General features: G+C 68.0%; 17 protein-coding genes and 4 pseudogenes. 11 read left to right on the top strand and 10 right to left on the bottom strand.

The features are described from left to right. The 4 genes from gsiD to ACT2FV_RS05640 all read left to right on the top strand — a co-directional run bounded on the left by gsiD (position 1) and on the right by ACT2FV_RS05640 (position 3,807). Positions 1-894: a glutathione ABC transporter permease GsiD gene (gene gsiD / locus ACT2FV_RS05655; RefSeq protein ID WP_059598882.1), complete on the top strand. Its 894-nt coding sequence runs from the start codon at positions 1-3 to the stop codon at positions 892-894. Then, a complete protein-coding gene (locus ACT2FV_RS05650) occupies positions 894-1,976 on the top strand; it encodes a DmpA family aminopeptidase (RefSeq protein WP_444503414.1) in 1,083 nt (360 codons plus the stop codon). Before gsiD ends, ACT2FV_RS05650 begins: the two co-directional genes overlap by 1 nt. Beyond that, positions 1,973-2,800 carry a M55 family metallopeptidase gene (locus ACT2FV_RS05645; RefSeq protein WP_151048900.1) on the top strand — a complete coding sequence of 276 codons (828 nt, stop codon included), beginning with the start codon at positions 1,973-1,975 and terminating at the stop codon, positions 2,798-2,800. The genes ACT2FV_RS05650 and ACT2FV_RS05645 overlap by 4 nt, the downstream gene beginning before the upstream one ends. Positions 2,801-3,027: 227 nt before the next feature. Then, positions 3,028-3,807: an AraC family transcriptional regulator gene (locus ACT2FV_RS05640; protein WP_226115011.1), complete on the top strand. Its 780-nt coding sequence runs from the start codon at positions 3,028-3,030 to the stop codon at positions 3,805-3,807. 463 nt (positions 3,808-4,270) lie between these two features. On the opposite strand, the gene pcaG is transcribed toward ACT2FV_RS05640, so the two are convergent. The 3 genes and pseudogenes from pcaG to ACT2FV_RS05625 all read right to left on the bottom strand — a co-directional run. After that, positions 4,271-4,864, bottom strand: coding sequence for a protocatechuate 3,4-dioxygenase subunit alpha (gene pcaG, locus ACT2FV_RS05635; RefSeq protein WP_151048898.1), 594 nt, complete (start codon positions 4,862-4,864; stop codon positions 4,271-4,273). 3 nt (positions 4,865-4,867) lie between these two features. Continuing rightward, positions 4,868-5,575, bottom strand: a complete 708-nt coding sequence (pcaH, locus tag ACT2FV_RS05630) for a protocatechuate 3,4-dioxygenase subunit beta (protein ID WP_151048897.1) — start codon at positions 5,573-5,575, stop codon at positions 4,868-4,870. A gap of 285 nt (positions 5,576-5,860) precedes the next feature. After that, positions 5,861-6,107 (bottom strand): annotated as a pseudogene (locus ACT2FV_RS05625) (YiiX/YebB-like N1pC/P60 family cysteine hydrolase); the annotation flags it as partial. On the opposite strand from ACT2FV_RS05625, the pseudogene ACT2FV_RS05620 reads away from it, so the two are divergent. From ACT2FV_RS05620 to ACT2FV_RS05605, 4 genes and pseudogenes are all read left to right on the top strand, one after another. Next, positions 6,097-6,198, top strand: a pseudogene (locus tag ACT2FV_RS05620) (transcriptional regulator); the annotation flags it as partial. The pseudogenes ACT2FV_RS05625 and ACT2FV_RS05620 sit on opposite strands and share 11 nt — an antisense overlap. A 77-nt stretch (positions 6,199-6,275) precedes the next feature. Continuing rightward, on the top strand, positions 6,276-7,262 hold the full coding sequence (gene pcaQ, locus ACT2FV_RS05615) for a pca operon transcription factor PcaQ (RefSeq protein WP_444503413.1): 987 nt from the start codon (positions 6,276-6,278) through the stop codon (positions 7,260-7,262). Positions 7,263-7,396: 134 nt separating this feature from the next. Then, positions 7,397-7,756 carry a type II toxin-antitoxin system RelE/ParE family toxin gene (locus ACT2FV_RS05610; RefSeq protein ID WP_059598893.1) on the top strand — a complete coding sequence of 120 codons (360 nt, stop codon included), beginning with the start codon at positions 7,397-7,399 and terminating at the stop codon, positions 7,754-7,756. Between the two features lie 70 nt (positions 7,757-7,826). Beyond that, positions 7,827-8,123 carry an XRE family transcriptional regulator gene (locus ACT2FV_RS05605; protein ID WP_059598888.1) on the top strand — a complete coding sequence of 99 codons (297 nt, stop codon included), beginning with the start codon at positions 7,827-7,829 and terminating at the stop codon, positions 8,121-8,123. Positions 8,124-8,207: 84 nt separating this feature from the next. On the opposite strand, the gene ACT2FV_RS05600 is transcribed toward ACT2FV_RS05605, so the two are convergent. The 3 genes from ACT2FV_RS05600 to ACT2FV_RS05590 all read right to left on the bottom strand — a co-directional run bounded on the left by ACT2FV_RS05600 (position 8,208) and on the right by ACT2FV_RS05590 (position 14,917). Continuing rightward, positions 8,208-9,482, bottom strand: coding sequence for an APC family permease (locus ACT2FV_RS05600; protein WP_124900666.1), 1,275 nt, complete (start codon positions 9,480-9,482; stop codon positions 8,208-8,210). A 131-nt stretch (positions 9,483-9,613) separates the two neighbouring features. Further along, positions 9,614-14,113: a DEAD/DEAH box helicase gene (locus tag ACT2FV_RS05595; protein WP_444503412.1), complete on the bottom strand. Its 4,500-nt coding sequence runs from the start codon at positions 14,111-14,113 to the stop codon at positions 9,614-9,616. A 279-nt stretch (positions 14,114-14,392) separates the two neighbouring features. Beyond that, positions 14,393-14,917, bottom strand: coding sequence for a metal-dependent hydrolase (locus tag ACT2FV_RS05590; RefSeq protein ID WP_059599250.1), 525 nt, complete (start codon positions 14,915-14,917; stop codon positions 14,393-14,395). Between the two features lie 398 nt (positions 14,918-15,315). On the opposite strand from ACT2FV_RS05590, the gene ggt reads away from it, so the two are divergent. Continuing rightward, the gene (gene ggt, locus ACT2FV_RS05585; protein ID WP_444503411.1) at positions 15,316-17,037 is read left to right on the top strand and encodes a gamma-glutamyltransferase; all 1,722 of its coding nucleotides are present in this window, start codon (positions 15,316-15,318) and stop codon (positions 17,035-17,037) included. Positions 17,038-17,111: 74 nt separating this feature from the next. Here ggt and ACT2FV_RS05580 read toward each other — a convergent pair. Beyond that, positions 17,112-17,471 (bottom strand): annotated as a pseudogene (locus tag ACT2FV_RS05580) (TolC family protein); the annotation flags it as partial. Positions 17,472-17,687: 216 nt separating this feature from the next. Here ACT2FV_RS05580 and ppk2 point away from each other — a divergent pair. Further along, entirely contained in the window at positions 17,688-18,638 is a 951-nt protein-coding gene (ppk2, locus tag ACT2FV_RS05575; RefSeq protein WP_059599253.1) for a polyphosphate kinase 2, read from the top strand. A gap of 93 nt (positions 18,639-18,731) precedes the next feature. Here ppk2 and ACT2FV_RS05570 read toward each other — a convergent pair whose 3' ends face one another. Continuing rightward, positions 18,732-19,337 carry an IMPACT family protein gene (locus ACT2FV_RS05570; protein WP_239007376.1) on the bottom strand — a complete coding sequence of 202 codons (606 nt, stop codon included), beginning with the start codon at positions 19,335-19,337 and terminating at the stop codon, positions 18,732-18,734. A 156-nt stretch (positions 19,338-19,493) separates the two neighbouring features. Here ACT2FV_RS05570 and ACT2FV_RS05565 point away from each other — a divergent pair. Then, a pseudogene (locus ACT2FV_RS05565) lies at positions 19,494-19,799 on the top strand (DUF4865 family protein); the annotation flags it as partial. Positions 19,800-20,072: 273 nt separating this feature from the next. On the opposite strand, the gene ACT2FV_RS05560 reads toward ACT2FV_RS05565, so the two are convergent. Next, entirely contained in the window at positions 20,073-22,274 is a 2,202-nt protein-coding gene (locus ACT2FV_RS05560) for a glycoside hydrolase family 3 C-terminal domain-containing protein (RefSeq protein WP_444503410.1), read from the bottom strand. Positions 22,275-22,775: 501 nt separating this feature from the next. Continuing rightward, a complete protein-coding gene (locus ACT2FV_RS05555) occupies positions 22,776-24,035 on the bottom strand; it encodes an oligosaccharide flippase family protein (protein WP_059599254.1) in 1,260 nt (419 codons plus the stop codon). Positions 24,036-24,167 lie beyond the last annotated feature (132 nt).

Raw genomic sequence — 24,167 nt, 5'->3', positions numbered from 1 at the left:
ATGAACGCGACTGTCCAGCCCGCGGCGTCGGCCGCATCGAGCGCGATCCGCACGCCGTGGCGCGAATTCTGGCGCAAGTTCCGCAAGCAGACCGTCGCGCTGGTCGCGGGCGGTTTCGTGCTGGGGCTCGTCGTGCTCGCATTCGTCGGCCCGCACATCGTGCCGTTCGATCCGGAGAACTATTTCGACTACGACGCGCTGAACGCCGGTCCGTCGGCCGTGCACTGGTTCGGCGTCGACTCGCTCGGCCGCGACATCTTCAGCCGGATCGTCACCGGCACGCGCATCTCGCTCGCCGCCGGCTTCTTCTCGGTCGCGCTCGGCGCGCTCATCGGCACGTTCTTCGGGTTGCTCGCGGGCTACTACGAAGGCTGGTGGGACCGCATCACGATGCGCGTGGCCGACGTGCTGTTCGCGTTCCCGGGGATCCTGCTCGCGATCGGCGTGGTCGCGATCCTCGGCAACGGGATGGTCAACGTGATCTGCGCGGTCGCGATCTTCAGCATTCCGGCGTTCGCGCGGCTCGTGCGCGGCAACACGCTGATGCTCAAGCACATGACCTACGTGGAAGCCGCGCGCAGCATCGGCGCGTCGGACTGGACGATCATCATGCGGCACATCCTGCCGGGCACCGTGTCGTCGGTCGTCGTGTACTTCACGATGCGGATCGGCACGTCGATCATCACGGCCGCGAGCCTGTCGTTCCTCGGGCTCGGCGCGCAGCCGCCGACGCCGGAGTGGGGCGCGATGCTCAACGAGGCGCGCGCCGACATGGTGACGGCGCCGCACATCGCAGTCTTCCCGAGCCTCGCGATCTTCCTGACCGTGCTCGCGTTCAACCTGCTCGGCGACGGACTGCGCGACGCGCTCGACCCGAAGCTGGAGCGCCGCTGATGCGTGCGGTTCCGATGTGGAGCACGACGCTGCCGGCCGGGCCGCGCGGCACGATTGCCGACGTGCCGGGCGTGACGGTCGGCCATGCGACGCTCGATGCCGGCGACGTGCAGACCGGCGTCACCGTCGTGAAGCCGCATCCGGGCGACCCTTACCGCAGCAAGGTGCCGGCCGGCGCGGCCGTGATCAACGGCTTCGGCAAGAGCGTCGGGCTCGTGCAGGTCGACGAACTCGGCACGCTCGACACGCCGATCGCGCTGACCAACACGTTCGGCGTCGGCGCGGTCGCACAGGCGCAGATCCGCGCGGCGATCGCGAAGAATCCGCACATCGGCCGCGACTGGTCGACCGTCAACCCGCTCGTGTTCGAGTGCAACGACGGCTATCTGAACGACATCCACGCGTTCGCGGTGACGGCCGCGCATTACGAAGAAGCCTGCAATACCGCGGCGCGCGACTTCGCACGTGGCGCGGTGGGCGCCGGGCGCGGGATGTCGTGTTTCGACCTGAAGGGCGGGATCGGCTCCGCGTCGCGCGTGGCCGTCGCGGCCGGCAGGCCGTACACGATCGGCGCGCTGGTGCTCGCGAATTTCGGCCGGCTGCCGATGCTGACGCTCGGCGGCGTGCCGCTCGGGCGCATCGCCGCGCAGCGCCGTGCCGCCGTGGACGCGCAGGCGGCGGCGCCGGAGCAAGGCTCGATCATCCTGCTGCTGGCGACCGATGCGCCGCTCGACGCGCGGCAACTGTCGCGGCTCGCCCGTCGCGCGGGCGCGGGGCTCGCCCGCACCGGTTCGGTCTACGGGCACGGCAGCGGCGACATCGCGCTCGCCTTTTCGACCGCGTACACGATCGCGCACGATGCGTCGACCATCGCGCTACCGGCCCTCGTGGCCGATGCGGCGCTCGATCCGCTGTTCATGGCCGCGGCCGAGAGCGTCGAGCACGCGATCGCCGACGCGCTGCTGCAGGCCGTGACCGTGACCGGGCGCGACGGCCACGTGCGGCAATCGCTGCGCGACGTGGTGCCCGATCTCGATCGGTTATTCAACGAAGGTAACGAGGGACGTCCGATCCATTCATGAAGATACTCATCTCGACCGACATCGAGGGTGTCGCCGGCGTGTTCGCCATCGAGCAGACGCGTGCCGGCAATCCGGAATACGAACGTGCGCGCCGCTGGATGACCGCCGAGGCGAACGCGGCGATCGAAGGCGCGTTCGCCGGCGGCGCGCAGGCCGTCTGGGTCAACGATTCGCATGGCGGCTTCCGCAATCTGCTGCCCGACGGGCTCGATGCCCGTGCCCGCGTCGTGCTCGGCAAGCCGCGCATGCTGGGGATGATGGCGGGCCTCGAACAGCAGCCCGACCTCGTGTTCATGATCGGCTTTCACGCGAAATCGCAGACGCGCGGCGTGCTTGCGCACACCATCAACAACTTCGCGTTCACGCAGGTGTGGCTGAATGGCGTCGAGCTCGGCGAAGCTGGGCTGTACGGCGCGCTGGCGCGCGAATATGGCGCGCACGTCGCGCTGGCGTCGGGCGACGACGTGTTCGCCGAGGAAACCCGGCCGTTGTTTCCGGACGCGCGTTTCGAGACGGTCAAGACGGCCGGCGGCGCATCGAGCGGCGACACGCTCACGCCGGCAGCGTCCTGCGCGCGCATCGCGACCGCCGCACGCGAAACGGTCGCGCACGCGCTGTCGTCCGGCTGGCGCGCGGGTGCGCATCGGCCCGCGCCGGCTGCTTGCACGCTGCGCGTGCAGACGGCCGCGCTCGCCGACCTGTTCTGCGTGCTGCCGTCGCTCGAGCGGGTCGATGCGGTGACGCTGCGCTTCGACGGGCCGTCGGTGGAGCACGTGGTGCGCACGCTGAACAGCCTGTCGGCCATGTCGTTCATGCTGCGGTGATGCGTGCCGATCGGATGCCGGACCGCGAGCTCGTCGCTGAAATCCGCGTCGGTCCACGCCCCACGAGATGAAACGTATTGGGCATCTCCGCTCCGATGAAGTCGCTATCCGGCCGATTCGGCCGTCGGGTCTCGCGGCCGTCCGGTCGCGCAAGCGTGGAGCGGATCGTAGACCGATCGAAGGTGCCCCGCCTTCGCTGTCGGGTCACTCATGATGGAATTCGGGCCTTGAGAAATACGCTGCTGGATCCCTACGAACATATTCCGCGTAGCGTCGTGGCGACCGCCAACGACTACGCGGCGGGTACGACGTTTCCGGAGCGCGCGCACGGGCGCGGGCAGTTCGCGTTTGCGTCGCGCGGCACGATCGGCGTGTCGACGCCGCACGGCCGCTGGCTGGTGCCGCCGCAGCGCGCGTGCTGGGTGCCGGCCGGCGTGCGGCACGAAATGACGATGACCGGGCCGGTCACGATGCTCAACGCGTTCGTGTCCGAAGACGCGGCCCGGGCCGCAGGGCTGTCGGACCAGTGCGGCGTATATGGGGTGTCGCCGCTCTTGCGGCAGTTGATCGACGATGCGATCGACCTGCCGGCGATGTACGACGTCGACGGTCGAGCGGGCAAGCTGATGGCGCTGCTGATCGCGGAAATCGCGCAGATGCCGAGGCTGTCGCTGCACGCGCCGCTGCCGACCGATGCGCGCCTGGGGAAGATCTGTCGGCATCTGTTCGCGTCGCCGTCGATCGCGGCCGATCTCGACCGGATGGCGACCGATGTGGGCGTGAGCCGGCGCACGTTTACGCGACTGTTCCGCGCGCAGACCGGTATGAGTTTTGCCGCGTGGCGTCAGCAGGTCTGCATGTTGGCGGCAATTACACGGCTGAGCGACGGGCAGCCGGTGACGCGTGTCGCGCTCGATCTCGGATATGCGAGCGCGAGCGCCTTTACGTCGGCGTTTCGCCGCATTCTCGGCGAAACGCCGAGCCGGTATCTGGAGGCGCGCCGCTAGCCGGAACCGATACGGCGGCGGGGCGCGGCGCAGTGCTTCGGTCATGGACGAAAAAAACGCGCCTGCCAGGTTTCGGTCAGACGCGCTTAAAGGCACTCGGTTAGAAAAAATGCGCGACAGCCAGTGGGGCCATGTTCGCGCATCGAGTCGTGAAATTATTGCTTGATCCGATTCAATTCCGTCAGTGGACTGCGGATAGCGAAGCATACGCCGCATAACGCACAAACGATATCGCGCGGCCTCAATGATTCATGTGCAGTCGCAGCATGCGTTTTAATCGCGCGTTCGATTTCGGGGTCTGAAGCAGGCAACCGCGAGCGTTCGACGATCATGACCGGACGTGCTGCGGCGCGGCATCGAATGTTGGCGCCCGAAAACGAAAACCGCCGCGCGCCGCGATACCTGTTGGTATCGCGCCACGCGGCGGTTCGGTGCGATCAGCCGGCCGGCGCCGGCTCGCGCGTCACACGTCGAAGAACACGGTCTCGTCCGGCCCCTGCATGTGGATGTCGAAGCGGTACACGACGGGCCGGCCCGGTTGCGCGTCGCGTTTCGCGACGAGCGTCGCGCGGCGTTCGGCAGGCACCAGGTTCAGCACCGGATCAGCCGCGTTCGCGGCAGCTTCGTCGTCGAAATACACGCGGGTGAACGCGTGGGTCAGGATCCCGCGCATCATCACGGTCACGTTGACGTGCGGTGCTTCGTCGGCGGTGATGCGGCCAGGCTTCACCGTCGGTACCACGAAGCGGTTCTGCACATCGGTGCCCGTGCCGACGCGTGCGAAGCCCGTGAAACCGGACTTCGCGATGTCGTCACGCGACTCGGGATAGCGACCCGCCGCGTCCACCTGCGTGAATTCGAGCACCGCGTCGCTGACGACGTTGCCGTCGCCGTCGAACACCTGTCCGACCAGGAGCACGTGCTCGCCTTCGGCCTCCGGCGTGGCGATCGCCGGCGTGAACAGGCTCTTCAGGTCGTAATCGTATTGCTGCGGGCACAGGCCGTACGCGAAGTACGGGCCGACCGTTTGCGAAGGGGTTTGCTTCAGCGTCGTCATGGTTCAGCGCTCCATCGGGGTAGCGTCGCGGCCGCGCAGCACGATGTCGAATTCGTAGCCGAGCGCATAGCCTTCTTCGGTGATGTCCATCGAGAAGCGCGAGATCAGGCGGTCGCGCGCCGCTTCCGGCGTGCCCTGGAAGATCGGGTCGTACGCGAGCAGCGGGTCCCCGGGGAAGTACATCTGCGTGACGAGGCGCGAGCCGAAGTAGTCGCCGAACAGCGAGAAATGGATGTGATTCGGACGCCACGCATTCGGATGGTTGCCCCACGGATAGGCGCCGGGCTTGATCGTCAGGAAGCGGTAGCGGCCTTCGGCGTCGGTCATGCAGCGGCCGGCGCCGAGGAAGTTCGGGTCGAGCGGCGCGTCGTGCTGGTCGACCTTGTGCACGTAGCGGCCGGCCGCGTTCGCCTGCCATACCTCGACGAGCGTGTTGCGCACGGGCTTGCCGCCTTCGTCGAGCACGCGGCCGGTGACGACGATGCGCTCACCGAGCGGCTCGCCGTTCTTCACGGCGTTCTTCGTCAGGTCGTGGTCGAGCGCGCCGAGATCCTCGGCGCCGTAGACGGGCGCGAACTGGTCGCGCAGCTTTTCCTTCAACGGGATCATCGGGCGCGTCGGGCCGCGCGTCACCGACGAACGGTACTCGGGGTGGACATACGCGGGATGCGACGGCCAGTCGCGCGGCGTGAGGATCGTGGGGGAATCCATCGGGCGTCTCCTGTTAGGTATTTCGCGAAGTGGATGGCAAGACTTTAGTCAATCCGGAAAGTTATGAAAAATGAACTTTTTTAGCGAATTGCATAACCATTCGTTATGTTCTGCGGCGCCAGTGAAAATCCGGCGGACGGGCCGCCTGTCCGGCGGAGAGAGCGATCGGGCTTCGCGTCGTCGATGACGATGCCAGGCACGGCCCTCCAGCCAGCCCGTCGCTGCTTTCTTGTGTTTCGTTGTTGTTACCCGGCCTTCCCGGGCGTGCCCGTCGTTCGTGAGGCGTTACCGTCGGGCGGGATCGAAGACGATTCCGTCGAATTCGAGCGATAGCGTGCCGGTGCGCAGCGGTGCGGTCGGCGCCGAGCACGTCGCTCACGTAGTTCGCGCAGAACCCGCGCTGCGCCAGCAGGTCGACGCGGCTGCCGAGCCGCGCGTCGATCCGCCGTTCGGCCGGCGCGTGCACGTTGCGCTCCGCGTCGGCGCGCGGTACCGCGACGCGGCGGGCCAGCGCGATGCGTTCGCCGTCGGCACCGCTCGGGCAGAAGCGCGGCACGGCTCTGCTGATCGCGAAACGGATCAGGGAGCCGACCGGATTCCACGCGCTGCGGCGTCATGCGTGATACCACGCCGAATGCTTGGGTCTTTCCGGAAAGTTATGCAAAATGGCATTTCATCGCCACTCCCATAACTGCTCGTTATGAATAACCGTATCGCCGACGGCCGCGTCAAGTTCCGGCACCTGCAGTGTTTTCTCGCGGTCGCGCAACTGGGCGGCGTGCAGAAGGCGGCCGAAAGCCTGTCAATCACGCAGCCGGCCGTGTCGAAGACGATCGCCGAACTGGAGTCGATCCTCGGCGTGAAGTTGTTCGAACGCGGGCGGCACGGCGCGCAGCCTACGCGCGAAGCGCAACTGTTCATCCCGCATGCGAATGCGTGCGTGCTGGCGCTGCGGCAGGGCGTCGGGCTGCTCGCGCGCGAGGGCGGCGCGGCCGCGGCGACCCTCGAAATCGGCATGCTGCCGACGGTTGCGGCATCGCTCGCACCCGCGCTGATGAAGGCGCTGACCGCACGCTGGCCGCGCATCGTGGTGCGGATCACGACGGCCGCGAATGCCGAACTGCTCGAGCGCCTGAAGGCCGGGACGATCGAATGCGCGATCGGGCGCCTGTCGGAGCCGGAGCGGATGATCGGGCTTGCGTTCGAGCAGCTGTACAACGAACCGCTCGTCGCGGTCGTGCGCGCCGGCCATCCGCTGCTGGCGAGCGCCGCGCCGGCTGCCGAACTCGCTTCCTACCCGGTCGTGCTCCCGCCGTACGGCACGCTGATCCGCCAGTCGGCCGAGCACCTGCTCGGCGCATGCGGCGCGCCGCCGCTGGATTCGTTCATCGAGGTGCTGTCGGTGTCGGTCGCGCGGGCGCTTGCGCTCGAGAGCGACGCCGTGTGGTTCGTGCCGCTCTATGCGGCCGAATACGACCTGTCGGCCGGTGCACTCGCGCGGCTGGCGCTGCCGTCCGCAGGCACCGACGAGCCGGTCGGGCTCATCCTGCGCACCGATGCGCAACCGTCGCCCGTCGCCCGGACGTTGATCGACGCCGTGCGCGAGATCGCGCAGGCGCGGTTCGGCGATGCGCTCACCCGTCGCACGCCCCGCGGCGCGCGCAAGCCGGCTCGCCGCGCGCGTTGAGACACCGGGCAGGGCGTGGGCGGGTGGTGTCCGGCCGTCGTTCTTTCACCTCCATTCGTTAGCCGTTCGGTCAGTAGCGGGTCTCGTCATGCTTGGCATATCGTACCGTTTTTGATACGCTCGATGACACGACGATGGCGAGACAGCAGATTCAGATCACGCTCGGCGTGCGGTTCTTCCGCACCGCGCGTGGTAACGAGCCGGTGCGCGAATGGCTGGAGGCGCTCGGGCAGATCGAGCGCAGGATGATCGGCGAAGAGATCAAGACCGTTCAACTCGGCTGGCCGCTGGGCATGCCGCTGGTCCGGAAGATGTCGGCGGATCTTTGGGAAATCCGCGTGATGCTGCCGCGGCGAAGCGCGCGCGTGCTGTTCACGATCGTCGGCGACACGATGGTGCTGCTGCATGCGTTCTTCAAGCAGTCGCAGGCCACGCCGTCCGACGATCTAGACGTGACCGTCGCGCGGCTGAAAGCGCTGACGCGCGCCATCTGAATTCCCCCGGCCGCGCCGCCGCATGAGATCGGCGATGGGTCGGCCGGCAACGCCATGCACTGGAGTACTCATGACGACCACGAACAACCCGCATATCGGCAGCGACTTCGACACATTCCTCGAGGATGACGGCCACCTCGAAGCGGCCACCGCCACCGCGATCAAGCGCGTGATCGCGTGGCAGATCGGGCAGGAAATGAAGGCGCAGCACATCACGAAAACCGCGATGGCCGCGCGGATGAAGACCAGTCGCGCCGCGCTCAACCGGCTGCTCGACGAAACCGATACGAGCCTCACGCTCGCGACGCTCGCGAGCGCCGCCACCGCGCTCGGCAAACGGCTCAGCTTCGAACTCGTGCCCGCCTGACGCGCCGGGCGAAGCGGCGCGCGGCGGGCCGGTGCATCGCGGCGACGGGCGCACGCTCGTCCGCACACGGGCACCGGCGCGCGATCACGTGCGCTGTCCGGCCATCCGCAGATACAGCAGCGCACCGCCCGCGAGCAGCAGCGGGCACAGGAAATACCATCCGGTCGTCAGGAACAGCCCGGCGACGGCGACGAGCGAAATCCACGCGCAGCGATACGCGATGCCGCCGCGCGGCAGCAGTTTCAGCGCGGCGGCCGCGCCGAGCCCGTACACCATCACGAAGCATCCGGACGTGACGAGCACGAGCGGCTTCGGCCCGACGTTCGAGAGCGTCGTCGCGGCCAGCGCGACGGCCGCCAGCATCGCGATCACGCCGAGGCTGCGGCGCGGCACGCCGCCGACCTGGCTGCCTTGTGCGAGCCACGCCGGCAGTGCGCCGTCGCGCCCGAGCGCCGCGCCGAGCTTGGCCGCGCCCGCGAAATACGCATTCATCGTGCCGAGCGTCAGCAGCAGCGCAGCCGCGGCCGCCAGCACCTGCGCATGACCGCCGATGCCGCCCGCGATCAGTTCCGCAAGTGGCGCACCGGACGCGCCGGCCGACGGCCCGAGCACCGTCACGCTCGCGGCCGCGACCGACAGATACAGGAAGCCGACGACCACGACGGCGATGCCGGCCGAACGCGGCATGTCGTGCGCGGGTCGGCGAAATTCGGCCGCGAGGTGCGTGATCGCTTCCCAGCCCGCGAAGCTCCACACGAGCAGTGCGGCAGCCTGGCCGACCGCGAGCCACCCGTGCGGCGCGAACGGATGCAGGTTCGCCGTGCGCGCATGTGGCGCGGATGCGAGCACGGCGGCCAGCAGCAGCGCGACGAGCAGCGCCGACAGCACCAGCTGCATGCGGCCCGACACCGTGACGCCGAACGCATTCGCGGCCGACACCGTCCCGATCAGCGCGGCAGCCGTGACGATGACCGTCGTATGCCCCCCGCCCGTGACGGCCGCGACGTACGCGCCACCGAACATCGCGGCGGCCGGCGCACCGGCCGGCACCGCGAAATAGAAACACCAGCCGACGATCGCCGCGGCCTTCGGCCCGAACGCGCGTCGCGCGTAGGTCGATACGCCGCCCGCGTCCGGATAGCGCGCGCCGAGTGCGGCGAAGGTGGCCGCAAGCGGCCCCGACAGCACGACGAGCGCGGCCCACGCAAGTAGAGACGCAGGGCCTGCGACCTCGGCGGCGAGCGCGGGCAACGCAATCACACCGGTGCCGAGCACCGCGCCGATATACAACGCGGCACCCTGGAAAATCGTCAGCGAGCCCGCGTGATGAGCGGCGGGCGAATCGGCATGCGAGGACATGAAGGGCAGTCTCCGGAAGGCTTGTTCTGGGCGCGGTCGGCCGCGCGGTGAATCGCTCGATGCTACCCGAACGGGCGCGGCGATGCGGCACGGCGTTCAGTAGTCCGCGACGTGCCGCGTGTCAGCCGATGTCAGTAGCGGCGAGCGAGCCGCAGCCGCGCATCCTCGCGTGCAGCGGGCGGCAGCTCGGGCACGTAGTGGAACGTGCCCGATACGAGCGACGCGACCGGCACGCCATCGCGGAACAGCACGCGATTGCCGGCCAGCGCGGGCACCTTGTCCCCGGGCAACAACGTGCCGGCCAGGTTCAGCGGATCGGCGCCCGTCACGCACACGTACTGCCCGTCGCCCGGTTGGCGACGCAGTTCGCGCAGGATCGGGATCGCTTCCGGCAGCGCGAACTGCTCGCCCGCGAGCCCCGCGACGAAGCGTCCGCCGCGAATCTCGCCGCGCGCTTCGAGACGTTGCAGCACGCGCACGAGTTCGCGCCAGCTCGGCAGCCAGTCGGCCTCGCGTTCGAGCAGCCGCCAGAACACCACGCCGTAGCGGCGCAGCAGCGTCCAGGCGATATGTTCGAGTGCGTCGGGATCGATCGCGGCCGGGCCGCGCTTCGGTGCGGGCGCATTGTCCGGTGCCGAGGCGCGTTGCACGAGCGCCCAGCGGCCGGCGTCGTCCATCCCGCCGATCAGCGCGCCGCCGCGCCGCGTGCGCGGCGCATACGTCGCGCTGCGCTTGACCGCGGGCTTCAACAGCGCGCGCAGCCCGGCGAAGCTGTCCGCATTCACGAGGCCGGCCGACACGAGTTCGCCGAGCGCCTGTTCGAGTTCGACGGGCAGCATGTGCAGTTCGTCGAGCAGCGCGTCGAAGAACATCGCACCATGCGTGGCGAGTGCGTCGCGCACCTGCGTCGCGCGCGCGGACAGCGCCGGTTGCGGGTCCGCGTCGCGCAGCGCCTGCCATGCACCGAGGTGGCGGCGCGGCAGCAGCACGACTGGCGTCGTTTTCACGGGGGCGCCGGCCGCGCGGGCCGGCGCGCCGATTCGGGTCCACACGAGCTTGCCCGAGCGGCACAGCTCGTCGAGGCCGCCTGCCGTGTAGTCGGTCAGGCGCGCGGGCAGCAGCGCGTCTTCCCATGCGCTCGCCGCGGCTTCGTAGCCTTCGAGCTGCGCGACGACGGCCGCGAGCGCGTCGCGGCCCGTGCCGCGCGTGTCGGGCGTCAGGTGCTGCCAGTGGAACAGGAAGCGCATGAAATCGGCGCGCTCGACCGGTTCGATCTCGCGGCGCAGCCGCTTGACCGTGTAGCGATGAATGCGGGCGAGCAGGTGGCGTTCGCACCATTCGTCGGTCGTCGCGCCCGGCGTGAAGCGGCCGCGCATCACGTAGCCTTCGCGCTCCAGTGCCGCAAGCGCAGTTGCAACCTGCGCGGACGGCAGGCCGAGTGGCCGTGCGATCGCGTCGAGCATCAGCGGCCCGAAGCCGGTCAGCCGCGCGCGGATCACATCGACGAGCGCGGCATCGGCTTCCCATGGTTGCGCGCAGGCGGCGGGCACCTTCAGCGCGGGCGCGACGCGTGCGTCGGGGTGCAGCGCGCGCATGCAGACCAGCCGTTCGACCGGCACCCACACCGCTGCGCCGTCCGGCGTGACGAGTTTCGTCGCGCGCCGGCGTTCGGCCAGTTCCGCGAGCCGCTCGGGCCAGCCGTCGTGCGCGCGCGCTTCGCTGTCGGCGACGCAGGCGAGCGTGAGCAGTGCGTCGTGCATTTCGTCGGCATCGCGCACGAGCGGCCATGCTTCGTCGCGCACCGCGTTGATCGCGTCGGCGTCGAGCGCGCCGAGATCGTCGGCCGATTCGGGATCGCTCCAGCGGCGCGACTGCACGGCCTGCGTGCGGCGCTCCTCGAGCGGCGCGTCGTCGAGGAACGCATAGGGCTTCGCGTTCAGTATCTCGGCCGCCAGCGGCGACGGCGCGGGCAGGTCGCGCGCGATCAGCTCGATCGCGCCGCTTTCGATCCGGCGCAGCAGCGCGAGCCAGCCGTCGGTATCCATCGCGTCGTGCAGGCAATCGTCGAGCGTCTGGTCGACGAGCGGATGATGCGGGATCTCGCGTTCGCCGACGATGTTCTCGAGGCACGCGACCTGGTCGGGGAACACGGTCGCGAGCAGGTCCTCGCTCTTCATCCGCTGCAGCTGCGGCGCGGTGCGCCGGCCGCCGGTGAAGCGCGGCAGCGCGAGCGCGGTCGTCGCGTTCCAGCGCCAGCGCACGCCGAACATCGGTGCGTCGAGCAGCGCCTGGACCAGCACGTGCTCGGCGCTGGCCGAGCGGAGGTAGCGCCACACTTCGTCGAGCGCGAAGCTGTGCGCGAGCGACAGCGACAGAATGATCGCGTCGTCGGTCGCGGCCGCCTGCAGCTCGAAGTTGAAACTGCGGCAGAAGCGCTTGCGCAGCGCGAGCCCCCACGCGCGGTTGATGCGGCTGCCGAACGGTGAATGGATCACCAGCTGCGTGCCGCCCGATTCGTCGAAGAAGCGCTCCATCACGAGCGTGTCCTGCGTTGGCAGTGCGCCGAGCGCCGCGCGCGTGCGCGCGAGGTAGTCGACGATCTGGCGGGCCGCATCGGGAGACAGATGTAGATCGTCGACGAGCCAGCGCAGCGCCGGCGCGAGACGGCTTTCGGCCGGTTCGATCGCGGTGCCGACGGCATCGTTGGGCGAATCGGCGGCGGCACGGGCTTGTGCCGCTTGCCTGGCGTTGCCGCGCGTGCCCGTCTTGCCGGCCGCGTCGCCGCTCGTGTGCTTGCGTCCACCGGCCTTCGCGGGCCGATCGCCTTCGGCGAACAGCCCGTCGAGCCGCGCGCGCAGCCGGCCGACCGCCGCCGACAATTCGTCGCTGCGCCCGGGCGCCTCGCCGAGCCAGAACGGAATGCTCGGCGACTGGCCCTGCGCGTCCTCGACACGCACGCGGCCCGTTTCCACGCGAATGATCCGGTACGACTGGTTGCCGAGCTGGAACACGTCGCCCGCGAGGCTCTCGATCGCGAAATCCTCGTTGACCGTGCCGACCTGGAGGCCCTGGGGTTCCAGCAGCACCGCGTAGTCGGCCATGTCGGGAATCGTGCCGCCCGACGTCGTCGCGGTCATCATCGCGTTGCGGCGCCCGCGCACCGTGCCACCGACCACGTCGCGATGCAGATACGCGCCGCGCACGCCGCGCCGGCTCGTGAAGCCTTCCGCGAGCATCTTCATCACGTCGTCGAAGCGTTCCCGCGACAAGCGTGCATAGGGCGCGGCGCGCGTGAAGCTCGCGTACAGCGCGTCCTCCTGCCATTCCGCGCAGGCGACTTCGGCGACGATCTGCTGCGCGAGCACGTCGAGCGGCGCTTCGGGAATCCGCAATGCGTCGAGCTCGCCGCGTTGCACGCAGTCGAGCAGCGCCGCGCATTCGACCAGCTCGTCGCGCGACAGCGGGAACAGGCGGCCCTTCGGCACGCCGCCGACATGGTGACCCGAGCGGCCGACGCGCTGCAGGAACGGCGCGATCCCGCGCGGTGAACCGACCTGGCACACGAGATCGACGTCGCCGATGTCGATGCCGAGTTCGAGCGACGCGGTCGCGACGAGCAGTTTCAATTCGCCGCGCTTGAGCCGCTGTTCGGCTTCGAAGCGATGCTCCTTCGCGAGACTGCCGTGATGCGCCGCGATCGCGTCCTTGCCGAGACGGTCAGCGAGATGGCGCGCCATGCGCTCCGCGGTGCGTCGCGTGTTCACGAACACGAGCGTCGTGCGATGCGCGGCCGCGAGCGCGGCGATGCGGTCGTACACCTGTTCCCACACGTCAGTCGCCATCACCGGTTCGAGCGGCACGTTCGGCAGTTCGAGCGCGAGGTCGCGCTCGCGCGTGTGGCCCGTGTCGACGATCGTGCAGTCGCGCGGCGCGTCGGCCGGGCCGCCGACCAGGAAACGCGCGACCGCGTCGATCGGTTTCTGCGTGGCCGACAACCCGATGCGCGGCAGCGCGCAGCCGGTCAATGCGTCGAGGCGTTCGAGCGACAACGCGAGGTGGCTGCCGCGCTTGGACGATGCCAGTGCGTGAATCTCGTCGACGATCACCGAACGCACGTTCGACAGCATCTGCCGCCCCGACGTGGACGATAGCAGCACGTATAGCGACTCCGGCGTCGTCACGAGGATGTGCGGCGCGCGCTTGCGCAGCGCCGCGCGTTCGGCCTGCGTGGTGTCGCCGGTGCGCACGGCGGTGCGGATCGCCGGCACCGGCAGGCCGAGCTGCGCGAGCGACTCGGCGATGCCGGCCAGCGGCGCGTCGAGGTTTACGTGGATGTCGTTCGACAGCGCCTTCAGTGGCGACACATAGACGACGAGCGTCGCGTCGGGCAGCGCGCCGTCGTGCGCGAGCGCATCGCGCACGAGGTCGTCGAGCGCGCACAGAAACCCGGTGAGCGTCTTGCCGGAGCCGGTCGGCGCGGCGACAAGCGTCGACCGGCCGGCCTTGATGTGCGGCCACGCGAGCGCCTGCGCGCCGGTGGGCGCGGCGAACGTGCGCCGGAACCACGCGGCGACGGCCGGGTGGAACACGTCGAGCGCACTGGCGGCAGGGCGGGTAGCGGTGACGTCCATCGGAGCGTTGAATTGGGGTGCGAGCGCGTGGGCGGCGCGCGTCAATCGCCAGTGTGCCAGACGTCGCGTGTGCGTGCCGGGCACGGCGGGCGGGGGAACGCGCGCGCCGGAGATTCAGATGAGGTGCGGTGTCGGTATTTCAACATACAGGCGCGCGGAACGGCACCCGTTCGGCCGCGGGTGCCGGATCGGCGAGAGGAGGGCGTCGCGTTCGACGTGCGTCGGGCGGTTGCGCGGCTCGATCCGCGGCCACACGCAACTGTACGCGACTACACGCAACTAAACGCGATGCAACCAGCCAAGCCAGTGTTCGAGCAGCGGTGCACGCGTCCACAGCGACTGCGCGAGCCACAGCGTGCCGCCCCATGCGGCGGCCACGACGATCAGGTCGCAATGCCCGCTGTTCCACAGGTTCAGTGAATGGCGCCGCCAGATCCACGGCACGCCGAGCGGATTCGGCCAGTCGGCGAGCAGATGCATCACGCCGCCGCACGCGAAGCCGAACAGCGGCGCGGCCCACAGCGGATGCGGATGATGGATGAGCCCGTGCCACCCGAGTGCGAGCAGCGCGATCCAGCCGATGCCCCAATGCGTGACGGTGCGGTGCGTGATCCACAAGCGGCGCTTGCGGGTCCACCAGGCGACTTCGAGCCAGTCGGGCGCGGTGCCGCCCGCGACGCCCGCCGCGAATGCGGCGAACATGCCCAAATGCCACGGGCCCGTGGCGCCGGTTTGTGCGACGAGGACGGCGGCGGCGACGCCGGCCGCGAAGCCGGACGCATGATGCGCATTGTGTGAAGCCATAGGAAGCGAGACGAAGAAACGTGAAGCAGCGCGTGCAAGAAAAAAATGATGCGGCGCGAAAGCGGGGCGCTATCTTCGCAGATCGTCCGTTGCAGTGGGAGCGATGTTTGCAGATTTTTTTGCGCAGACTGCGCGGCGTGCCGCGCAGTTCGCAACTTTCGGTTTTGTGCACTGCGTGATGCTGCGTATCGCGTGCAATTTCGACCGATCCACCGGCCTGTTTTGACACTTCGACGTGACCACGCGCGCACAACGCATGCGCTTTCGTTGCACGTCATGTGTTCGACCCTTTTTGTCCCCCTATACTACGAAACCGGAGATGGCCGTCGGCATGCCGGCGGTCGTGAGCGGAACAGGTGCCTTTCCTGCCTGAAGGAGATCCACATGGGAGACATGCAATGACTATGCTGAATCGCTTCAAATCATCCGCTGTCGTGCTTGCGACGGTGGCCGGCATCGGTTTCCTGCCGAACGCGCCGGCCTATGCGAAGGGCCCGCAGCCGGCGGTCCTGACGAGCGCGGCGGTCGCCGTGGCCGACAAGTACAGCGCGGACGCCGCGGAGCGGATCTTCAAGGAAGGCGGCAACGCGATCGACGCAGCCGTCGCGATCGCGTTCACGCTCGCCGTCACGTATCCGGAAGCCGGCAACATCGGCGGCGGCGGCTTCATGACGATCTACAAGGACGGCAAGCCATACTTCATCGACTACCGCGAGCGTGCCCCGCTCGCCGCGACGAAGGACATGTATCTCGACAAGGACGGTAACGTCGTCAAGGGCATGAGCCTGTATGGCCCGCGCGCGGTCGGCGTGCCGGGCACGGTTGCGGGCATGTGGGAAGCGCAGAAGCGCTTCGGCAAGCTGAAGTGGAAGCAGGTGCTCGCGCCGGCGATCCACTATGCGCGCGACGGCTTCGTCGTCGACGAACAGCTCGCGCAGCGCGGTGTCGACGCATCGAAGGAGTTCGGCGGCAAGACCAACTTCGACAAATATTTCTCCGGGCTGAAGGCCGGCGTGAACTTCAAGCAGCCGGATCTCGCCGACGTGCTCACGCGCATCGCGAACGACGGCGCGGAAGGTTTCTACAAGGGGAAGACGGCCGAGCTGATCGCCGCATCGATGAAGACTGGCGACGGCAACGGGCTGATCACCACCGAGGATCTCGCGCAATACCGTGCGGTGTGGCGCCAGCCGGTGCAGGCGAAGTGGAACGGCTATGACGTGATTACCGCGCCGCCGCCGAGCTCGGGCGGCATCGGCCTCGTGCAGCTGCTGAAGATGAAGGCGGACCTCAAGCAGGACTTCGAGGGCGTGAAGCTCAACTCGCCGCAGTACATCCACCTCGTCGCGGAAATCGAGAAGCGCGTGTTCGCCGATCGCGCGCAGTATCTCGGCGATCCCGATTTCTACAAGGTGCCGATCTCACAGCTGACCGACGACACGTACATCGCGAAGCGGGCGGGCGAAGTCAACCCGAAGGAGCCGTCGGATACGAAGAGCGTGCAGCCGGGCCTCGGCACGACGATGCCGGAGAAGGCCGAGACGACGCACTTCTCGGTCGTCGACAAATGGGGCAACGCGGTGTCGAACACGTACACGATCAACGGCTATTTCGGCTCGGGCGTGATCGCCGACGGCACCGGCATCGTGCTGAACGACGAGATGGACGACTTCTCCGCGAAGCCGGGCGTCGCGAACATGTTCGGCGTGGTCGGCAGTGATGCGAATGCAATCGAGCCGAAGAAGCGCCCGCTGTCGTCGATGTCGCCGACGATCATGACGAAGAATGGCAAGGTGTCGCTCGTGATCGGCACGCCGGGCGGCTCGCGGATCTTCACGTCGATCTTCCAGGTGATCAACAACATCTACGACTTCAAGATGCCGTTGAAGGAGGCCGTCGGCGCGATGCGTTTTCACCATCAGCTGCTGCCGCCGAACACGATCTTCTGGGAGCCGTACCACCCGATCGAAGGCGAACTCGCGAAGCAGATCGAGGCTCGCGGCTACACGCTGAAGGGGCAGGACTTCAGCGGCGACATCCAGGTGATCAAGATCGACGGCAAGACGCCGGAGGCGATGGCCGATCCGCGCGGACGCGGGGTCACGCGGATCATTCACTGACGAAGGCGGCCGGATGCGCGACCGCCGCGGCGGTCGTGCCGCTGCGTGTCGCCTGACGCGCAGCCCCGGTCGTTCGCCGCGTTGCTTTCGAGGAAGCTGTCCACCGCGATCAGCGACGGCTCGTCGAGCGTGCCGCGCACGCTTTTCAGCGTCAACTGCAGATTGAGCACATCGAGATGGCGATCGAACAGCTTCTGCCGGATGCCCGAGATGTCGCGCCGCAGGTTCAGCGTTTCATACGTCGTGCCGTAGCCGACCCGGTGCGCTTTCATCGACGCGTCGTATGCGAGCCCCGCCGCCTGCAGCGACTGCTGCCGCGCACGCATGCGCATGCCGACCGATTCGAGCGCGGACAGCGCCTCGCGGTGATCGGTGCTGAATTGCTCCGCGACTTCGCGCAGCCGGTTGCGATACGGCTCGGTCACGTGTTCGGCTTATCCCGTTACACACGAAGACCACGCTTGACATTCGGGCCGCCGAATCGGACGCTGGCGTCCAATACCTTCAACATTACCGCGAACCCGGTGCAGACCAGCGTGCTGCCCGGATTCCGCTTCTGAGGGGCGGATCGGCCCCTTTTTCATCAATTTGACGCGAGACACTGGGATAATGGTGGAGTTTGGCTGCGTCAATTGAAGGAAGGAGGCCGCATGGACGATAACGATTCCCGCACCGAGACCGACAACTTCACCGATACGGCATCGCTCGATTCGCGCCGGCGCCGTTTCGAGGAAGACCTCGTCGACGCGTACGACGAAGAACTCGAAATGGAGCTCGACGACCGCCGCTTCGACAACGACGAGGATCTGCTGTTCTCGGCGGAGCGCCGGGAAGCGCGCAAGCAGTATTTCCGCGAGCTGTTCCGGCTGCAGGGCGAACTCGTGAAGCTGCAGGACTGGGTCGTGAGCACGGGGCACCGGCTCGTCGTGATTTTCGAGGGGCGCGACGCGGCAGGCAAGGGCGGCGCGATCAAGCGCATCACGCAGCGCCTGAACCCGCGCGTGTGCCGCGTGGCGGCACTCCCGGCACCGAGCAACCGCGAACGCACGCAATGGTATTTCCAGCGCTATGTCGCGCATCTGCCGGCCGGCGGCGAAATCGTGCTGTTCGACCGCAGCTGGTACAACCGCGCGGGTGTCGAGCGCGTGATGAATTTCTGCACCGACGATGAATACGAGGAGTTTTTCCGCTCGGTGCCCGAGTTCGAGAAAATGCTCGTGCGCAGCGGGATCCAGATCGTCAAGTACTGGTTCTCGATCACCGACCACGAGCAGGAGCTGCGCTTCCAGAGCCGGATCGAGGATCCGCTGAAGCAGTGGAAGCTAAGCCCGATGGACCTCGAGAGCCGCCGTCGCTGGGAAGCGTATACGGCCGCGAAGGAAGAGATGATGCTGCGCACGCATATTCCCGAGGCGCCGTGGTGGGTCGTGCAGGCGGTCGACAAGAAGCGCGCGCGGTTGAACTGCATCCACCACCTGCTGACCCAGGTGCCGTATCACGAGGTGCCGCGGCCGACGATCGATCTGCCGCAGCGCGAGCACCATGAGGACTACATTCGCCGTCCGACGCCGGACAGCATGATCGTCCCTGACGTCTATTGAGCGGTTCGGGCCGACTGGGTCGACCACTGAGGCGCGCCGTGCAATGCGGCGCGTGTCATACCGGATCGGGAATGCGGCTCGGTTGCCGGAATTTCACAGGTCGGGGAAGCCTGAGCGCCCCTGTGTCAAATCGAACAGTTCGGTCTTGGCAGCCGCCTCGGCCGTTTCCGGCAGCTTAATCACGAGCCTCACCGTCATCCCGTACGCGCTGTCCACCAGCTCGTAACCCGCCTGCTCGATCCAGCGGCGCACGCGTGCCTCGTCCGGGTAGCCGATTTCGATCGCGAACCGCGCGTGGCGAATGCGTTCGACGCGCTCGGCATCGAGCAGCGCCGAGGCGATCGCATCCGTATAGGCGCGCACCAGGCCGCCCGCACCGAGCTTCACGCCGCCGTAGTAGCGGACGACCGCGCCGAGCACGCCGTCGAGATCGTGATGACGCAGCACTTCGAGGATCGGCCTGCCGGCGGTGCCCGACGGCTCGCCGTCGTCGGACATCCCGGACTGGCCGCCGGCAAGCAGCGCCCAGCACACGTGGGTGGCCGTCGGGTGCTCGTCGCGCAGGCGCTGCAACGCCTGCATTGCGGCTTCGCGGTCCTCGACGGGGATCGCGAATGCGATGAAGCGGCTCTTGCGGATTTCGAGTTCGGTTGTGCGGGAAGCGGATAAGGTGTAAGTCACGTTGATCGTCGTCGGCATGCACGGGGCATGCAATGGCTTGCCCGCATTGCGGGCGCTTTCTGTCGCGGCCGAGGTGAACGCGGTGCATGGTTCGGCATGCGCGTGGCTGGCCGATGAACGGGACGGCCACGCGGCGGCGTCAGACGAAGGATACCGCGAGCGGGCGCGACGGCGGTGAAACCTCTCGCGACGCGCACCGAAAAGGGAGCGGGATTCGGCACGGACAATGGTTTCCGGGTTGTGACGGACAGCTTCGGACGGCCGTCGATCGAGGTCCAGGTTGCGCTCGACGCGCGCAAGGGGCGTGCATCGACGGCGGGCTTCGTTCGACTCGAGACCGTCGACATCGCTGCGGATGCCGATCTCGAAGCGACATTTGCACGGGAGATTGCGTGCAATCGCGAAGCGGCGGCTCAGCCGGGCGTCTTGGCGGCCGCCGTCAGCATCGAGCCGGCGCACCGGAAGGTGACGCGGGCGCTCGTGTCGGAGCATGAGCCGGAGGACGGCCGCGCAGGCGCCGTGTATCGGGTGCTGCATCTCGCGCGGCCGTTGCTGGAGACGCCCGAACGGAGCGAGTGCCGATGCGGTTGCCGCGCATCTGGCGGACGTGGTGGCGTCGATCGTCGCGCTCGCGACGCTGCTGGCGCTGGTGCTTCGATAGCCGAAGCAGCAGTCGGGCGCACGCGTGTCCGGCGTACGGAAAGCGGAAGCGCCGCACCTCACGAGCGCGGCGCTTCCGATCACTTCCGCGGCTCAGCTCCCCTGCAGCCGGATATCGCGCGACGACGCGCCCACATACACCGTCCCGCCCGGCACGACCTTCCATCCGTTGCGCGACGTGTCCCACACGCTCTGCATCCGCGGCGACACGGTCACGCGTACATGCCGCGCCTCACCCGGATTCAGCCGGATCTTTTCCCAGCCGACCAGCCGCTTCGGCGGTTCGTCCTTGTACGGCACGCCGAGATAGACCTGCGGCGTTTCCGCGCCGGCGACGCGGCCGTCATTGCGCACGGTAAACGCGACGCTCAAGGAACCGTCCCGTTGCCGCGACACCGACAGGCCCGAATACGCGAAGTGCGTGTACGACAGCCCGTAGCCGAATTCGAACATCGGCTTGATGTTGCGCGCGTCGTACCAGCGGTAGCCCATGTTCAGCTTCTCCGCGTAGACGGGATCGTTCTCGAACGCGCCGTTTTGCCCCCACGTCGGCGAATCCTGGTCGCGCGCCGGGAACGTGACGGGCAGCTTGCCGGACGGATTGACCGCGCCGAACAGCACGTTTGCGATGGCCTTGCCGCCGCCCTCGCCGGGATACCACGCCTCGACGATCGCCGACACGTTGTCCTTCCACGGCATCAGCACCGGATTGCCGCTCTGGACGACGACGATCGTGTGCGGGTTCGCACGCGCGACGGCTTCGACGAGCGCATCCTGGTTCGACGGGTTCGCGAGGCTCAGGCTTTGCAGATCGCCGAAGTCCTCGCCGGCCGGCTGCGCGACCACGACGATCGCGACATCCGAGCGGCCCGCGAGCGCCGCGGCCTGGTCGATTTCCTGCTGCGTGTACGCGCGGAACGGCGACTGCTGGTCGCTGTTGCCCGCGAACGTGACCTGTGCCGCCGGCGCGAGCGCGCGGATCGCCGCGACGATCGGCACGTCGACCTTGAGCCACGGATTGCGCCACCAGCTGCAACCCGTCGACGACCCGAACGTCAGCCCGCCGCAGCCCGCGAACGAACCCGTCACCGGATCGCGCGTGTTGCCCGAGCCGCCGCCCGACAGCACGGCCGCGTCGGCATGGCCGCCGATCACGGCGATGCGCGACAACGCCGCGGCCGCCAGCGGCAACTGGTTGCCGTCATTCTTCAGCAGTACGATCGACTGCTCGGCGACCCCCTGAGCGAACCGGTTCGCGGCCGCGAAATCGATCGCGCCGCCGCCCTTGGCCGGATCGTCCATCACGCCGACGCGAATCATCACGGCCAGCTTGCGGCGCACCATGTCGTCGAGGCGGGCGGTCGACACGGAGCCGTTCGAGATTGCCTGCTTGACGGCGGCTGGCGTCAGGTAGACCGACGGGCCGACGTCTTCTTCCTCGTCGAGCCCGGCGTTGATCGCGGCCGCCGTGCTGTGCGTCGCGCCCCAGTCGGATTGCACCTGGCCCTGGAAGCCCCATTCGTTCTTCAGCACGTCGTTCAGCAGGTGATTGTTCTCGCACGCGTACGTGCCGTTCAGACGGTTGTAGCTACACATCACGCTGCCGGGCTGCCCGCGTTTCGCGGCGATCTCGAACGGCAGCAGGTAGAGTTCGCGCAGCGTGCGCTCGTCGATCTGCGTGTTCCCGCCCATCCGGCCGTGCTCCTGTTCGTTGCCGGCATAGTGCTTGATGGTCGCGATGACCTTCTGCCGCTGCGTCGCGAGCGTGCGCTCCGCGAGCAGGTCGCCGGCGAGCAGCGGATCCTCGCCGAGATACTCGAACAGCCGGCCGCCGCGCGGCTCGCGCGCGAGGTTGGTGCCGCCGCCGAGACCCATGCCAAACCCTTGCGCGCGCAGCTGAATCGCGACCTGCTTGCCGTAGTCGTACGACAGGCGGCGATCCCAGCTCGCGGCGACGGCGATCGTCGCGGGGAAGGTCGTGCTCGCGAGCGACGTGCTGCCGGAGCCGGTCGCCGAGTCGACCATGTTGAGATCGGGAATGCCGAGTCGGGGCACACCCTGGATGTAGCCGGCGCCGCCGCTCGGCACCTTCGACATTTCGTATTGCGAATGGATGAACTGCAGTTTCTCGTCGAGCGTCATCTTGCGCACGAGGAGGTCGGCGCGCCGCTGCACGGCGGAAGACGCGAACGCGTCGGCCGCGTCGCTCTGTGAACTGAAATCGGCGTTGCCCGCGTAGGCGCTGGTGCAGAGGGTCGCCGCCAGCACGGCGGCCGGCCAGAGTGTGTCCCGCATGTTGCTCTCCATGATCGTATTGCTCGTTGTTCGGATGATGTCTGGAGCTGCGCACGCCCGGTGGATTCGCACCGGACGCATTCGGCTGGCGATGCAGGGTGGTTGCGCGTCGGCATGCCAGGCCAGGCGGGGAATCGTTACGGCCGGTTGGGCCCGATCGAACAACGCGGACGGCGACGCGGACCGTCCGATGCTGCCGAATCGGATGTAGCGATTCTCTGCAGCGACCAATCGTACGAATGTAGTTTGACTACAGCATCGGTGTTTCTACCGATACGTACGATCTTTTTTCGATGCGCGTGCGTGGCGTGGGAAAAAGACGGTCATCGTTCCCGATCCGGCGTGTGCGGCGGAGTAAGAAGTACCTGCGCGCGAGCGTCTGGCGGGGAGGGAGGTGCGGAGGTGCGTGCCCGCGCGATGCGGTTCGTTGCGCGCGCATCGAACGGAATGCCGTCGGATTCCGGCCGCCTCGGGGAGAATCGGGGCGGCACGAACGGTGCGCTAGCCGCGCCGCGCGACGGGACTGCCGGGCATCGGTATGCCGGCGCGATAGACGACGGTTGCAAGCGCCGCGGCGACGGCAGCCTCGGCCGTCAGCACGGCGGCGGCGGCGCCCACTTCGGCGAAGTACTTCGCGAGCACCGGCACGAGTACGATGTTCAGAATGCCCGATGACATGAGCACTCGCGTGAATTCGGACTTCATCCCGAGCGGCAGCATCGTCTGCACACCGAATAGGTCGGTCATCCCGGCCATGAATGGAATGAAGGCCATCCACCGCAGAACCAGGACCGTCGGTTCGTACGAAGGCCCGTACAGGATGCGCACGGCGAGCGGCGCGCCGAAGAAGATCGCGAGCGAGATACCGAGCACCATCGCGACCTGCACGACGAACAGCTTGCGGAGGAAGGAAAACGCGTCGTTTCGCGCATGCCGCATCAGATAGCTGATGCGCGGATAGGTGGCAGCCTTCAGCGGCTGGAGCATGCTGAGCGCAGCGCGGATCAGCTTGTCGCCGGCGGCGAAATAGCCGGCCGCGACGTTGCCCGACACGAAGCCGAGCAGCACGGTGTTGGTCGACGCATAGAACGCGATCGACGTCGATGCGAGGAACACCTGCCAGCCGCCTTTCAGCGATTCGGCGATGTCGGCGAAACCGACGCGAACGAAGTCGATTTCGCGCTGGGCATACAGATAGACGGCCAGCACGAGCGCGGACAGCGTCGGGACGGCGGCGTTGACGATCATCGCGCGGTCGATGTCGGCCGGGCTGTGCACGAGCGCGAACATCGCGGGCAGGCTCAGGATGCGGCCGATGAACAGGATCACGCTCAGCGCGCGCAACTTCTCCATGCCCTGGAAATACCAGCCCGGCGTGAACGCCACGCCGGCCACCATCCCGAAGCCGATCAGCAGCAGGTCGCGGTCCTCGCCGAAGCGGCCGACGAGGACGATCAGCCCGACCAGCGCGATGAAACAGATCACCGCGATGCCGATCTGCGCATACAGCGTCGCCCAGAAGATGCGGGAGCGTTCGGCGCGGTCGTCGCGGGCGAGCGCGATGCGCGGCGTGGCGGTCAGGTCGAAGCTGTAGCTCGTGCAGTTGGTGAGGTACGCGATGACCGCCAGCGAAAACGCGAGCTGCCCGTAGCCTTCCGGGCCGAGCGCATGCGTGAGCAACGGTGCGATCAGCAGCGGCACCGCATACATCGAAATCTGCAGCGTCAGCAGCAGCAGGAAATTCTTCTTGAGGTTTGACATTCGCTTGGTCGGCGCCGTGGGTGTCGCTGGGCGGCGGCGTGCGGGCCGCCGTGCGCTCGCGCGGCCGGTCGGCGCTGACCCGGCTGCGTGGGTTCGCGGCCCGTTCCGGCAGGCGCCGGCTTCGTCCGGCGA

It is taken from the genome of Burkholderia sp. PR2 (genome assembly GCF_052372875.1).
In the GTDB taxonomy this organism is placed as follows: Bacteria; Pseudomonadota; Gammaproteobacteria; order Burkholderiales; family Burkholderiaceae; genus Burkholderia; species Burkholderia diffusa.
This window is presented reverse-complemented; position numbering and strand designations above follow the sequence as displayed.